Here is a 13,785-nt window from a genome sequence, read left to right as displayed (position 1 = left end):
GTGTCAGCTCCCGTTTTTGTTAAGGTTTCTGATGTTTAGTTTATTTAGTCGATTCCGATTTTTTGTTGAAGAGTAATGATGATTCCCCGTTTTAAACAGTTGGCTGTCCCACAGCATTTAGATGAACCCCGGCAGATACGCCTGTTCCGGTGCTCCTCGGATGCGACCGGGTGGTTTGGCTGTCCCATAGGATTCCAGCAAGGCGGGCAGGTTCCAGCGACGCCAAAGCGAGACCCTTACGACGGTGAACAGGCGCTTGAAGCTGTGATCCCATCCGTGCATGAATTTGAGACAGCGCATCAGCAGATGGACGAGCAGCCCGGTCCATACCTGCCAGCGTACGGCATTAGCGCTGTAGCCGAGAAAGTCGGAGAGCTGGAGCGTCTGTTTGATTTCCTTAAAGAACACCTCGATATCCCACCGGCAGCGGTAGAGCTCCGCGACCGTCCACGCGCTCCACTCCAGATGGTTGGTCAGGAAGACCATTTCGACATCCTTGCCGTTGATCTCCACGAGGGCTACAACGCGGCGCAACTCGCACGGGTAGGCCTTCTTCGATTTTTCGAGCATCAGCTCGATGACTTCGTCGCGAAGGATGCGCTTGTTTTTAGTCGTTTCGAGGGAGCGCATCACCGTGTACTGCATGTTGTCTTTCGCTCGACCCGCCCAATTAATGCCGCGCTCCGTTAGCTCAAAGAGATGCTTGAATTTGATATAAGCCTTGTCGAATACAACGATTTCTCCGGCTTCAAGGTCGGCACACAAGCTCAAGGTCTTGCGGCTGTCATGGTGTTTTGCAGTGTCGACAATGGCACATCGTGGAAGGAAGCTTTGCAGGTCCAGACGCATGTGGCACTTCGCGGCGGCCTTGCGGCGGCGGTGCTTTGCCCAGTCCATGCTATTGGCCACCAGCTGTATCGTGGTCGAATCGAGCGCATGGATCGCCTTGCTGAAGCGACGGAGGTATCCACTACGCACCTTTCCCTTCGCAAAACCAGGCACCGTGTCCATCAGATGCTTCATCATGCTCCAATAAAGCTCTTCGGCCATGTTCGCGTCGCGCACTTGATTCGCATGGCTCAGGTTGTTGCGGGACGGTGGAACCGCACCGCGGATGGTGGAGAGCGCCGCCGCATTCATCTGGAGCGCGTCGCATACATCGTTAAGCCCGAGCGCATGAGCAAAGTGGGCATAAAGCAGCGAAACCACATGGCTCCATGGCGTGTACGTCCGGCTTCGGGCATCGACGCCATGCTTCTTCGCAAGGTTCGTGACCATGTGTCCGGGAATCAGATTGCACAATTGCTTCAAGGTTGTATACCTATGTCCGGCTGGTTTGTGTTTTTGTCTCTGTTTTTTCATACCCTCCGAGTGGAGGATTTAGAGCTCACAAGCCAGCCTTTTTATTTAAAATCTATGGGATGACAGTGAAATAAAAGGTACCAGTCCTTGATATTGACATTGGCAAAAAGGGTCGGTTCCGTAATCTAGTAATCGGGCTAGGGCGAAGGGGATATTTGTTCCAATGATGAACAACTCCCCATTGGTCGTTATTTCACCTTCGGTAAAATTATTTATCGCTAACGCTTTCGGGGGAAACCTCCCTGTTCCTCTGTGTTCACCAGCGCAGCGGGTGGTTCAAACTGTTCTGCAGGGGTCGTGGAAAGGTGCCAGTCCTTGAATATTAACATTCAAAAGGGGCCAAAAACAAAATGGCAATTGCTTGGTTAATCCGCCGAAATACATGCGTTAAAAATAGTTGGATATCAGATTTGTTAATGATGGGGCATCCGAGCAGTGTTTCGAGAAATATTAAATTAATGGAGAGCGCAACCAAGGGTGAGTTATGGACGTTGAAACAGAAAATGTTAATATTCAAGGCCTGACCCCAGGCTATGACAACAATACTTCCAATCCTTGGAGCAATAGTGATCGTTGTCGCTTTTATTTTCGGAATCATCAGAGCAAAAACAAAATCAGAAAAAATTATGTTCCTATCGGGATTATTGATCATTCTTGGGTTCGGGCTTTATGGGTCAATTCATATGAAAGATAAAATCCAACAAGCAGAAAAAATCAATTCAGACACTAATAAATGAAGTAAATAGCGAAGAGCTTGGAGCCGAAACGACACGACGCCCGGATTTGAAGGCAACGTTTATTCCCCGGCAAAGGGGTGCTATGAAATAATGTTTTTAGGTTGATCGATTCGGCTGAAACGGAAGAAAACATTAAATCATAGGACTGACCCCTCCGCTGTCCCTGGGTCAGACCCTGGCGCCCAGTGGGCACGGAGACGCCGGATCGGAATCCGGCCCTGCGCCGCTTGGCTTTCGAGGCGCTTGTCGAGCTGCGACGTTTGCGCGGCGAGCGGCCTCAAATTAAATGACCCCAAAGTGGTGGGTGCAGCAGGGAGATAGGACAGGATGATTCCGTTCATGCGGGGTTCTATGTAGATTTTTAGGGTGAGACTGGTGATGTCGGATGCCTCAGCCATGCACATCGGAAATTAATCAGCAACGAATGGAGGAAAAGCAACTAATCCAAACGACCGGAATATTTGTTGGTTGCCGCTTCGCTGCCGTCGCTTCGCGCCAGCCCCACTCCGTGTTTCCTCTATTCACTGCCATTTCACCCGCCCTATGTTCGGAAATTTGTTGTACTGGATTGGCCGCGATTTTTATTTTTTTTAGAAAATGCCTTCCCGAGTTTCTCCACTAAATAATACGAAGAACTTCATGCGGACACTTCTAATAATCTTGTCATTTAATGATCCTGTCATCGATTGTATACGCAAGATGGTCACGCGCCAAGGAACGCAGAATGGGAAAGTACCCAATGAGGCTGCGCAGCAGATTTATTGGTGCAAAATGATTTGGAGCAAAATGATTTTTGTGCGGGATGTTTGTTTTAAATCATTTTGCTCATAACCATTTTGCTCATAACCATTTTGCAAAAGCGGCATCGGAAGAGGATTTGACTTTTGGTGCTGAACAGGTAAAGGGTCATCCGTTAAGGAACGCAGAATGGCAAGGAGTTGTAAGGAAAGTACCTAAACCTGCCCTTGCGGTTGACTTCCCCGAGGCGAAACCACATAAATGGCGTTTTGCGGTTGGTTTAGCGGGGAAACGCGGTGCCTGCCGTAATTTTGAAACAGGTTTTGGAGGAGGTCTTATGAGAGTTCTGCATGTGGCATATCAGCAGTTGCGCCGCTACGGAAAAACGCGGGTCAGTTGGGTCCAGAAGCTGACCAGCGGCTTGATTAAGAACGATCATTTTGTGTCGGTTTTCAGCGACCGCGACGTGGCGGCTTTCGAGGCGCCGCTGGGCATTCGCGATCTGGGAAAGAAAAAGGCCAACCGGCGGCTGCTCGAAACCGTTGCCGCTTTTGGCCCCGATCTGGTGATTGCCGGTCATTGCGATATGATTACCAACGAAACGCTGCATGAAATCCGCAGGATGCAGCCGGATGTGAAGATTGCGCACTGCAACAACGACCCGCTGTTTGTGCCGTCGAACGTGGAGCGGATCAAGCATCGGGCTGAAGCAGTCGATGCGGTGTTTGTTTCCACGGGCCGGCGAGAATTGAATATTTTTGAAGGATGCGGCGCCCGGCTCTACCACATGCCGAATCCGGTAGACCCTGCGGTTGAAAACCTTGATAATTCCGTTCGCACCGACCTCAAGATCGACCTGCTGTTTTGCAGTAACAGCGATGATTTTACCGAGCGGTTGAAAATGGTTAAATACTTGAAGGACGACCTCGGCGACGAGCTCAACTTCAAGACCTTCGGCAGTTTTGGCGAGCCTCCGATCTGGGGGCAGGACTATGACCGGGCCTTGGCCGAAACGAAGATGGGACTCAATTTGAACCGGCAGGAAGGCGACTATTGGTATTCTTCGGCACGCATGGCGCAGCTGGCTGGCAACGGCATTCTGCAGTTTACTCATAGCGGACCAAAATTCGACGAATTGCTGCCGCTGGAATCGGCCGTCTATTTCGACGATCAGGATGATCTGCTTGCAAAAATCCGCGAGTTCCATAACGACGATGCCAAGCGTCAGGCTTGGGCCGCGCGGGCCCGCGATTTTTTCCACCGCGAAATGAACCATACGTTGAACGCGCAGTATATTTTGGAGGCTTCGATGCTGAAGCCGTTCAGCCATGCTTATGTGTGGGCGCAGGACATCAATCTGGACGGATCGACGATATGAAGTTGATGCAAATTTTGCTGTCGCAGTCCGAGGCGGGGGCTGAAACCTATTTTGAAAAGGTGGCGGTCGCGTTTGCTAAAGACAAGTCCATCAATCAGCGTTTGGTGATTGAAGCGCAGCCGTCGCGCGAAAGCCGGCTGACGAGCGCCGGTGTGGCTTTCGGCACATTGCCGATGGGGCCGGTGGGGAAGGTGCTGCTCTACAACCCTTGCCTGAAACGGGAAATCGCCAAGTTCAAACCCGACCTGATCCTTACTTGGGTGAACCGCGCCTCACGCAAATGTTCGCTAACGGATGCGGTGGTGGTAGGGCGTCTGGGTGGCTACTACGACGTCGGCAACTATACCAAGTGCGACCATCTGATCGTCAATACGCCGGACCTCGTGCGCCACGTCGTCTCGAACGGCTGGCCGGAAGACAAGGTCAGCATGATTTCCAATTTTGGCGAACTGCCGGAGGAGCTGGAGGTGACCGAAGCGCTCCCTCCGATCCCCGATGGGCACAAGGTGCTGCTGACGCTCGGGCGCCTGCACGACAAGAAAGCCCTGGACACCCTCATCAAGGCGATGCCGCTGATCCCGGATGCGACGTTGCTGATTGCGGGCACCGGCGAGCTGCAGGCCAAGCTTGAAGTGTTGGCCGCCGATCTTGGCGTGGCCGACCGGGTGTTTTTTCTCGGGCTTCGCAAGGATATCCGCGGGCTGTTCAATTTGGCCGACGTTTGCGTGTTCCCGTCGCGTTTTGAGCCGTTGGGCAACGTGGTGCTGGAAGCCTGGTCCACGGGTACGCCGGTCGTCGCCGCCGCGAGCACCGGGCCGACCTGGCTGATCGACCACGAAAAGAGCGGGCTGCTGTTCGCAATCGACGACGCCGAACAGTGCGCTAGTGAGGTTAACCGCGTGCTGGCCAATCCCGAACTGGGGACCGCCTTGGCCGAGAGCGGCCGCGCCGAGTTCAACCAGCGCTTTTCCATGGACGTCATCATGGATCAGTACAAGGCGCTTTTTAGAAGGCTTATCGCCGAGAAGAAGCAGGGCTAGGTCATATGAAAAAAGATGAAGTCAACCCTCCCATATTGCCGGGCGTCTATAAACGCTTGCTGGTTTTCGTCCGCCCCTATACGGCGCGGCTAACCGTCGGCATCATCTGTGGCGCCTTTTACGGTGCTGCCACCTTCGGCATGCTGATTGCGCTTCAGTGGGCGCTCGGCGGCATTTCCGGGGAGAGCATGGACTTTAAGGGGATTCCCGGCTTGAGTGAAAGCGAGGGCAACGCCAGCGACATCGGCCTGACGCGCCTCATACTCACCGTGTTGATTCTGCCGCTGGTGACGATCATTCAGGGCGCCCTGTTTTTTGCCGGAAAATATTTGGTGGAATGGGTGGGCAACCGCGTGGTGGCCGATCTGCGCCTGCATCTCTTTGAGCACATTCACGTTTTGCCGATGCAGTTTTTCTCAGAAAACCGGGTGGGCGACCTGATCTCGCGCATCACGAACGACACCAATCTGCTCACGCAGCTGGTCTCCAACGTGATTGGCAATGTCATCCGTGAGCCGTTCACGCTGATCGGCTGCATTGTGGCGATGGTGGTGCTGGACTGGCGTTTGTCGGTGATTGCATTAGTCGTCTTCCCTGTCGTTATTCTACCCGTTGCGCTGCTGGGACGCCGGATCCGCAAGGCCTCGAAGACGGGGCAGGAGAGCCGGGCCGACATGCTTTCGGTGGTGCAGGAGTCGGTTGGCGGCGCGCTCGTTGTGAAGGCCTTCCAAATGGAACAGGAGGAAGCCTCGCGCTTCAATCAGTTTAACAGGCGCGTATTCAAGAGCCAAATGCGCCAGACGCGTGCGCGCTCCATGGGCGACCCGATTGTGATCTTCCTGTCGTCCATTGGCCTCTCCGGCGTGGTGCTGTATGCCTTCTTCAACGATATTTCGCTGGCGTTGCTGATCGCGTTTGCCGCCGCCATGATCCAAATGTACAAGCCGGCCAAAAAGCTGAGTCAAATCCATATGCGCGTGCAGAAGGCGACGCCGGGCATTGAGCGTGTTTTTGAAGTGCTGGACATCGTCAACAAGGTCGATGATGCGCCCGACGCGGTTCAACTTGCTGATTCCGTTCAGACCGTATCGTTCCGACACGTTTCGTTTGCCTACGACGAAAAGAAGATTCTAGACGATATCAATCTGGATGTGAAATCGGGCCAGTGCATTGCCTTTGTGGGCAGCTCCGGCGCGGGCAAGACGACGCTCGTCAATCTGCTCCCTCGCTTTTTCGATGTCACTGAAGGTGCGCTCATGCTGAACGGAAAAGATGTGCGCAACTACACCGTCCATTCGCTGCGCGCGCAAATTGGAGTGGTTACGCAGGACACGGTGCTGTTCAACCGCAGCGTGGCGGACAATATTTCCTACGGTTTCGGCGACGCCTCCCGCGAGCTGATCGAAGATGCTGCGCGACGCGCCAATGCGCATGATTTCATTCTGGAGCTCGAAAACGGCTACGACACCGTCATCGGCGAACGCGGTTCGCTGCTTTCCGGCGGCATGGCCCAGCGCGTGGCGATTGCCCGCGCACTGCTGAAAAACCCGCCGATCCTAATTCTGGACGAGGCGACCAGCGCGCTCGACACCGAGTCGGAACGGCTGGTGCAGGGCGCGCTCGACGAGCTGATGAAGGACCGCACGGTGTTTGTGATTGCGCACCGCCTTTCGACCATCGCCCACGCCGACGCCATTATAGTGATGGACCAGGGCAAGATTGTGGAGCGGGGCACGCACGACGAGCTGCTCAAGCAGGACGGGCGCTACAAATATTTGTACGACATCCAGTTCAGCGCCGCAACGGCCTAGGGCAATCTGCGCATCAGTAGTCTTGAGCACGGAGGCACTGAGGCACAGAGAATCTGAATATAATAAAATTCCGTGCCTCTGTGTCTCTGGGGTTAAAATCCCTGTCGTTTAGGTAATTTATTAGAGCAGTCCGGACATGGCTTGCTGAAGCAGGGGGCCGAGGTCGATCTTTTTGTCTGCGCTTCCGAGTGTGCCGTCGAAGACGTGTACGGCATCGCGGTTTTCCAACCCTTGGATCAGCTCTTCAAACTTGTTCGGGGTTTTTAGCTGGCGGTTCATCAATACTTCAACTTTCGCGGCGCCGAAGCTGGCGCATTCGCTGACCATCGAGGCGGAGTCGCTGGTGACGACCAGGCGGTCGCAAAGCTGGATGAAGGCGGGCACTGGATTGTAGGGGTCTCGCGAATTGATCAGCTTATAGTCGAAGGGCAGGGCATCGATCACGGTCTCGACGTCCGGCGGCGTACGGCGCGAGGTGGTGACCCAGCGCTCCATGCCGTCGGTGAGTTTAAAAACCTTTTCCAGTTGTCCGCGCAACGCCTCCGCATCGATTTCGGAGATGGCGTTGGGGCCGCCGATGATGATTCCGACGGCCGGCTTTTGCTGCGCATGGCGGGTTTGGAATTCGTCGGCTTTTTCGTCAAAAAAGGTTGGTTCGGCTGCGCACAGGTTGAGCGGTAGTTCGGTAATGTTGGCCCGTTTGGGCGGATGGTCGTAGGCGGGGCAGAGGACGCGGGTAAAGTCGAGCCGGTAGCCTTTCGGGTGGAGGATGGCAATGTTGGGGATCGAGAGGTTCCGGGCCAGCAGCTTGTTGGCGTAGTAGGTGGCCGAACCGGTGGAGACGATCAGGTCGAAGCAGGCGGCGTGGCGCTTGAAACGGGCTTTAAATAAATTTTCTGTATAATGCCCGAAGCGGTCGAAGAGGTAGGAGCGGGCTTTGTGTTGTTTGCTCTTAAAGGCGGCTTCGACCACTTCGTAGTCCAGCCCGAGCGTGGTGCAAAAGGCGATGGACTGGTTGAAGTGCCCCGGCTTGCCGTCGCTGATGATCAATGCTCGTTTCATCGCAGCGCCTTAGATTCCCCAGCGGTTGTGCATCCAGAACCACTGCTCGGGGTGGATGCGGATGGCATCTTCGATCAGCTTTTGATGGATTTGCGTGAGTTCAATCACCTGCTCCTCCATCGGCTTGCCGTTGTCGGTCCAAGCCACCGACTCGCCGAAGGTCATGCGGTATTTCATGGGGGAGGTCTTAATCATGAAGACCGGGATAACGTCGATGCCGTAGCGGATCTGCAGCAGGGCCGGCGTTCCAGTGGTGCCCGTGGTTCGCCCGAAAAAGTTGCAGGGAACGCCTTGGCGCAGGTTGAGGCGCTGGTCGATCAGCAGGCCGGTGGTTTCATGTCTTTTCACGGCCTTGAGGATGCGCATCATGGCGTTTTTCTTGTAGAATACCGTCACGCCGAACCGTTCGCGAAGGGGGCGGACCACGCGGTCTTCCATGAGCGTGTTGTTGGATTTGCGAGCGATGACATGCACCGGTTTTTTGCGGCGCAAGGCCACGTATTGCGGCATCAACTCCCAGTTGCCCAGATGGCCGGAGATGAATAAAACGCCTTTGCCTTCCTCGTTGTCCAAGGCGGCTTCAAAGCGTTCCCACCCTTCGGTTTCAACACAGTCCAGCAACCGCTTGTTAGAGATACGGCCGCTGGTGATCAGCGTGTTGAGCGTCATGGAGTCGGCCAAATGGACAAAGGCTTGTTTGACGAGGCTTTTGCGTTCCGCATCCGTTTTTTCCGGAAAGGCGATCTCCATGTTTTGCAGCGCCATTCGCCGGCGGGAGCCGAGCAGGGCGTGCATCAGCTTGGCCAGCGAGGTGAACAGGCTGTGGATCAGCCGCTCGGGGAGCAGGCGGCAGAGGCCCAGAAGCGCGACGACGGCTCCGTATTCGATGTGGTTGCGTATATTCATAGGGGATGGCTCAAAAGAAGTAGCTTAAACCCGAATGCCTTAAGACATCAACACGATTGCCTCTTAACTTGCGCTCGGCTGCATTGCCCCATACATTATGCCGACAATAGGAGAGCACGCTTGGGACAATTAAACAAATATTTGGTTAAGGACTACCTGATCGCCTTTGCGACCGCGATGCTGCTGATTACCTTCGCGTTCAGCGTGGGCGCCATCTACAAGGCGATCGACATCATGGCGAAGGGGTTTTCGGTGGCGATCGTCTGGCGCTTCTTCGTGTACAACATTCCGTATTCGCTGGCCTATTCCATTCCTATCAGTGCGTTGTTCTCGACCCTGCTGCTGTTTGGCCGGCTCTCCTCGGACAGCGAAGTCAGCGCCATGAAGAGCGGCGGCTTGAGCCTGTGGCAGATTGCATCGCCGGTCATCGTGATTTCCATCGGGCTCTCGTGCGTCTGCCTATACAACAACTGCGTGATCTATCCCGCCACGACCTATGCCAACCGGCAGCTCATCAAGGGCCTCGGGGTGGAGGATCCCATCAAGCTGCTGGAAGAGGGGCGCTTTATTCGCGAGTTTCCCGGCTACATGATCTATGTCGGCAAGAAAAACAAAAACCGCGTGCGCGATCTCGTCGTCTATCAGATCGAGCAGGACACCGGCAAGATCACCCGCAGCATCCGCGCCGGCAGCGGCATCCTTTCGGCCGACTCGGCCAAAGGCCTGCTCAAGATCGACCTGTTTGATGTGCGCATCGAAGTTCCCGATCCGGCCGATCCGGGAAACTCCTCGAAAACCCGCTATGTCAGCGCACGCAGCTATCCTATCCGGATGAATTTCAACGAGCTGATGGGCAAGAAAAACGTGGCCAAGAAGCGCAAGAACATGTCGATCTTCGAACTCATCTACAAAACCCGCGACGCCGGCGGCGCGTTGGAGCTGCTATCGAAAAAAGACCGGCTTCAGGAGCGGTGCCGCGACATGGTTGAAATCAACCAACGCATTTGCCTGGCCATGTCGCCGTTCATGTTTGTACTGATCGCGATTCCGCTGGGGATCAAGTCGCACCGCAAGGAATCTTCTTTCGGAATGCTCATGAGTCTGGGCATTATGTTTCTCTACTACGCATTCATCATTGTCTCCGATATGCTCGACAGCCATCATGAGCTGCGCCCTTGGCTGATTGCCTGGGTGCCCATCGTCTGCGGGCAGTTCGCCGGCCTGTTGATGATCCGCCGCGCAAACTAGCCTGAAGAGAAAAACGAACCGCAGATGGACGCGGATAAACACGGATCTGAAAAGGGCTTGTGCAGTGGAGTCCTTTAATCGGCCCAGATGAAATGGGGTGTTTCCGCAACTTACTCCATATCCGTGTGCATCTGTGTGAATCCGTGGTTCCTCATTCCTTTGCGGATTAGCCCCGTTTCAGCTTGGTTCGGTATGAAATTGGCCTGCAAGGCTTGCCTTCGTTTTGGGGGGCTAGTATGTTCCTTCCTGCTGTGCTAGATGGGCGGTTAGCGGTCGCCTGTAGCCTGCAATCCGCTGCAGCAGGGTTGAATCCCCCTACGAGGCAGAAGGACGGGCGGCATTCCTGGCGGAGCGTGTTGAAGCAATGGTTTTTGGATGACGGGAACGGGTTGAACCCCGTCAGGGTCGGAAGGCAGCAGCGGTAAGCTTTGTTTTCCCGGGTGTCCGGAAGTCCGGAGCGGAGCGTGATCCCAGGGTTTTGCTGTCCAGCCCGATGTCGGATGGGGGTGCACAGCACTTTTTTTGAACCGCAGAATAATGAACAAGGAATTCCGAATGCAGAAGGATCACGCATCACGGATTACGCGTTAAAAATGGCATACGAAGTATTAGCACGAAAATGGCGCCCGCAGCAGTTTACTGATGTGGTGGGGCAGGAGCACGTCACCAAGACGCTGACCAACGCGATCGAAACCGACCGCGTGGCTCACGCCTATATGTTCGTGGGCTCGCGCGGCACCGGGAAAACCACCTCGGCCCGAATCCTTGCCAAGGCGCTCAACTGCGAAAAAGGGCCGACCCCCACGCCGTGCGACGTCTGCGACTCCTGCAAAGAGGTGATGGCCGGCAACAGCCTCGACGTCATCGAGATCGACGGCGCCTCCAACAACGGCGTCGACCAGGTGCGCGACCTGCGCGACAACGCCCGCTATTCGCCGGCGCGCGGCCCCTACAAGATTTATATCATTGACGAAGTGCACATGCTCTCCACCGCGGCGTTCAACGCGCTTCTTAAAACGTTGGAAGAGCCGCCTTCGCACGTAAAATTCATCTTTGCCACCACCGATGTTCACAAGGTGCTGCCCACCATCCTGTCGCGTTGCCAGCGCTTTGACCTGCGCCGCATTTCCGTGCAGGACATTGTCGACCGCCTGCGCACCGGCTGCGCCGACGAGGGCATTACGATTACCGAAGACGCGTTGCTGGCCATCGCCCGCGGCGCCGAAGGCGGGCTGCGCGACGCCGAGTCCGCGCTCGACCAGATTATTTCGTTCCGCGGCAAGGAAATCGCCGAAGAGGATGTGCTCGCCGTGTTCGGCTTGGTTTCGCGCCATGTGCTCGAAGACCTGACGATGGCCATCTTGGCCTCGGATGTGCCGAAGATCATCAATATTGTTTCCGATATGGACAAGTCCGGCAAGGACCTGCAACGCGTTTTGATGGAGTTGCTCGAAAGCTTCCGCAATCTGCTGGTGGTGCTCTACGCCGGCCAAGGCGCTGTTGCGCTGGAGCTTCCCGAGTCGCAGCTGCAGTTCTACCAGGCTCAGGCGCCCCAAACCGAGGCCGGCCGGGTGTTGCGCATCATCGACGCGCTCATCGAGGCCGACGGCCGCATGCGCTATGCGCTCTCGAAGAAAACCCTCCTCGAAACCGGACTCATACGCTGTTCCCGAGCGGCCGAAACCGCTAGTATAAACGAGCTGCTTAAACAGGTGGCCGACCTAAAAAAAAACTTTAAATCCGGCGATGCAGCAGGGCTAGTGGCTGAAACCGCCTCGGTTTCGTACGCCGCCGGCCCTCAAAAAAAAAAGATAGCTGACGCCGACGAGCTTGAAATCCTGTTCAGCCATTGGCATGCGATCGTCGATCATCTCGGCCAAGCCGATTCTCTTTCCCATCGCTATTTCCTCGATACCGCCCCGTTGCAGATTGCCGGCGACCATTTGACGGTGGGCTACGATCCGCAGTTTTCCGACGAGCGCCAGCGCTTCGAGGATCCGCGCGCCAAGCTGGCGCTGGCTCGGGCGGTGGACCGCTATTTGAACCGCATGGTCTCGATTGAGTTCGAGGCGCTCAAGTCTGACGACCGTCGTCCACTTCCGTCCGACCATTCCATTTCGAAGTCGAGCGCCGACGAGGCTCAGGAGCTGACCGGCTTGATGAAATGGTATGCAAATCCCGTAGTGAAAACCGTCGTCGAAGCTTTTAATGGGGAAATTACGGATATTAGGGAGTGACGAGTGACCATTGATGCGTGAAATTCACGGCTCACGGCTCACGGCTCACGGCTCACGGCTCACGGCTCACGGCTCACGATTATTTTAACTAGGCATTAAGCACAAAGAATGAAGGAACTATTATCATGAACATGATGAAAATGATGAAGCAGGCGGCTGATCTGCAGAAAAACATGAAGAAGAAGCAGAAAGAGCTGGCCAAGACCGAAGTCGAGTTCACCGCCGGCGGCGGCATGGTGACCGTGAAGGCCACCTGCGACATGAAGATCAAGAGCATTAAAATCAGCCCGGACGCGGTCGATCCCGACGACGTAGAAATGCTCGAAGACCTCGTGCTGGCCGCTGTTGACGGCGCCCTCAACACGGCGCAGGAAACCATGTCCAAGGAAATGGGCCAACTCACCAGCGGCATGGGCCTCCCTGCCGGAATGGATATGCCCTTCTAGGGGAAAGCTCTAAACCCTGATTTCTAAATCCTAAACCCATTCCAACGGGGTAGGTTTTGAATTTTAAAGTTTGGGTTTTTGAGATCATTTAGAATTTAGTAATTCGGATTTAGGATTTCCAAATGGAACATTTGGCACCTCTTGATAATCTTGTCGCGGCGCTGAGCCGCCTTCCCGGCATTGGACGGCGCACGGCCGAGCGCATGGCCATGGCGCTGGTGCAGGACGACAAGGGGCTGATGCGCATTTTGGCCAATGTATTGCTGGAGGCCGACGACGGCATTGTCTCGTGTGAGCGTTGCGGCAGCATTACGCTGTCCGGAGTGAATCCCTGCGAGCTGTGCCTGCGTCCCCGTCGGGATGCACATATCCTCTGCGTGGTGGAATCGCCGGCCGACATTATGAAGATCGAAGAGTCTGGAGGCTTCCAAGGGCGCTACCACGCTCTGATGGGGCGCCTCTCTCCGATGCACGGAACGGGCGCTGCTGACCTGCGCGTCGACAAGCTGCTGGAGCGGATCACCTCCGAGGGCATCGAAGAGGTCGTGATCGCGCTCGGCGCCGATGTCGAGAGCGACGCCACGGCGAGCTATCTCAGAGAGGTTTTGGCCACGCGTTCGGTCAAGGTTTCGCGCATCGGCTTCGGCCTGCCGACCGGCAGCGCGATTGAATATTCCGATGCCTCAACCCTCGCCCGCGCCATCCAGGGACGCCAGGAAATGAGCTGAACACACTGTTTCACGCGGGTGCAATTACAAGTGCTTCTTTTCCGATTAGGGGCGCCCGACAGGTGGCCAAAGACCCTTGCCCTTCTGAGCGG

The 13,785-nt window shown here is 55.4% G+C and carries 10 protein-coding genes and 1 other RNA gene; 8 read left to right on the top strand and 3 right to left on the bottom strand.

Annotated elements, in window-relative coordinates; translation table 11 throughout:
- Positions 1 to 117 precede the first annotated feature (117 nt).
- Positions 118 to 1,362 carry an IS4 family transposase gene (locus SCARR_RS11050; protein ID WP_136060137.1) on the bottom strand — a complete coding sequence of 415 codons (1,245 nt, stop codon included), beginning with the start codon at positions 1,360 to 1,362 and terminating at the stop codon, positions 118 to 120.
- 1,812 nt (positions 1,363 to 3,174) lie between these two features.
- Here SCARR_RS11050 and SCARR_RS11040 point away from each other — a divergent pair.
- From SCARR_RS11040 to SCARR_RS11030, 3 genes are read left to right on the top strand one after another with little or no spacing between them, the layout of a single operon-like run.
- On the top strand, positions 3,175 to 4,215 hold the full coding sequence (locus SCARR_RS11040; RefSeq protein ID WP_136061637.1) for a glycosyltransferase family protein: 1,041 nt from the start codon (positions 3,175 to 3,177) through the stop codon (positions 4,213 to 4,215).
- Positions 4,212 to 5,255: a glycosyltransferase gene (locus SCARR_RS11035; RefSeq protein WP_136061636.1), complete on the top strand. Its 1,044-nt coding sequence runs from the start codon at positions 4,212 to 4,214 to the stop codon at positions 5,253 to 5,255. The genes SCARR_RS11040 and SCARR_RS11035 overlap by 4 nt, the downstream gene beginning before the upstream one ends.
- A 5-nt stretch (positions 5,256 to 5,260) precedes the next feature.
- Positions 5,261 to 7,066 carry an ABC transporter ATP-binding protein gene (locus tag SCARR_RS11030; protein ID WP_136061635.1) on the top strand — a complete coding sequence of 602 codons (1,806 nt, stop codon included), beginning with the start codon at positions 5,261 to 5,263 and terminating at the stop codon, positions 7,064 to 7,066.
- Positions 7,067 to 7,186: 120 nt separating this feature from the next.
- On the opposite strand, the gene SCARR_RS11025 is transcribed toward SCARR_RS11030, so the two are convergent.
- Complete coding sequence (locus SCARR_RS11025) at positions 7,187 to 8,128, bottom strand: ELM1/GtrOC1 family putative glycosyltransferase (RefSeq protein WP_136061634.1); 942 nt, start codon at positions 8,126 to 8,128, stop codon at positions 7,187 to 7,189.
- A 9-nt stretch (positions 8,129 to 8,137) separates the two neighbouring features.
- Positions 8,138 to 9,034, bottom strand: coding sequence for a lysophospholipid acyltransferase family protein (locus SCARR_RS11020; RefSeq protein ID WP_136061633.1), 897 nt, complete (start codon positions 9,032 to 9,034; stop codon positions 8,138 to 8,140).
- A 120-nt stretch (positions 9,035 to 9,154) separates the two neighbouring features.
- Between SCARR_RS11020 and SCARR_RS11015 the strand changes: the two genes are divergently transcribed.
- The 5 genes from SCARR_RS11015 to recR all read left to right on the top strand — a co-directional run bounded on the left by SCARR_RS11015 (position 9,155) and on the right by recR (position 13,693).
- Entirely contained in the window at positions 9,155 to 10,282 is a 1,128-nt protein-coding gene (locus tag SCARR_RS11015) for an LptF/LptG family permease (RefSeq protein ID WP_136061632.1), read from the top strand.
- A 249-nt stretch (positions 10,283 to 10,531) separates the two neighbouring features.
- An RNA gene (gene ffs, locus SCARR_RS11010) (signal recognition particle sRNA large type) lies at positions 10,532 to 10,796 on the top strand.
- Between the two features lie 79 nt (positions 10,797 to 10,875).
- Positions 10,876 to 12,519 carry a DNA polymerase III subunit gamma/tau gene (gene dnaX, locus SCARR_RS11005; protein WP_168433239.1) on the top strand — a complete coding sequence of 548 codons (1,644 nt, stop codon included), beginning with the start codon at positions 10,876 to 10,878 and terminating at the stop codon, positions 12,517 to 12,519.
- Positions 12,520 to 12,644: 125 nt separating this feature from the next.
- Positions 12,645 to 12,965 (top strand): YbaB/EbfC family nucleoid-associated protein, encoded by a 321-nt coding sequence (locus SCARR_RS11000; protein WP_136061630.1) that lies wholly within the window; start codon positions 12,645 to 12,647, stop codon positions 12,963 to 12,965.
- Between the two features lie 122 nt (positions 12,966 to 13,087).
- On the top strand, positions 13,088 to 13,693 hold the full coding sequence (gene recR / locus SCARR_RS10995) for a recombination mediator RecR (RefSeq protein ID WP_136061629.1): 606 nt from the start codon (positions 13,088 to 13,090) through the stop codon (positions 13,691 to 13,693).
- Positions 13,694 to 13,785: the final 92 nt, after the last annotated feature.

It is taken from the genome of Pontiella sulfatireligans, from assembly GCF_900890705.1.
Taxonomy (GTDB): domain Bacteria; phylum Verrucomicrobiota; class Kiritimatiellia; order Kiritimatiellales; family Pontiellaceae; genus Pontiella; species Pontiella sulfatireligans.
This window is presented reverse-complemented; position numbering and strand designations above follow the sequence as displayed.

What these genes read in the sequence shown, in the direction of transcription:
- SCARR_RS11050 (WP_136060137.1), bottom strand. Translation starts at nt 1,362, where the DNA reads ATGAAAAAACAGAGACAAAAACACAAACCAGCCGGACATAGGTATACA.
- SCARR_RS11040 (WP_136061637.1), top strand. Translation starts at nt 3,175, where the DNA reads ATGAGAGTTCTGCATGTGGCATATCAGCAGTTGCGCCGCTACGGAAAA.
- SCARR_RS11035 (WP_136061636.1), top strand. Translation starts at nt 4,212, where the DNA reads ATGAAGTTGATGCAAATTTTGCTGTCGCAGTCCGAGGCGGGGGCTGAA.
- SCARR_RS11030 (WP_136061635.1), top strand. Translation starts at nt 5,261, where the DNA reads ATGAAAAAAGATGAAGTCAACCCTCCCATATTGCCGGGCGTCTATAAA.
- SCARR_RS11025 (WP_136061634.1), bottom strand. Translation starts at nt 8,128, where the DNA reads ATGAAACGAGCATTGATCATCAGCGACGGCAAGCCGGGGCACTTCAAC.
- SCARR_RS11020 (WP_136061633.1), bottom strand. Translation starts at nt 9,034, where the DNA reads ATGAATATACGCAACCACATCGAATACGGAGCCGTCGTCGCGCTTCTG.
- dnaX (WP_168433239.1), top strand. Translation starts at nt 10,876, where the DNA reads ATGGCATACGAAGTATTAGCACGAAAATGGCGCCCGCAGCAGTTTACT.
- SCARR_RS11000 (WP_136061630.1), top strand. Translation starts at nt 12,645, where the DNA reads ATGAACATGATGAAAATGATGAAGCAGGCGGCTGATCTGCAGAAAAAC.
- recR (WP_136061629.1), top strand. Translation starts at nt 13,088, where the DNA reads ATGGAACATTTGGCACCTCTTGATAATCTTGTCGCGGCGCTGAGCCGC.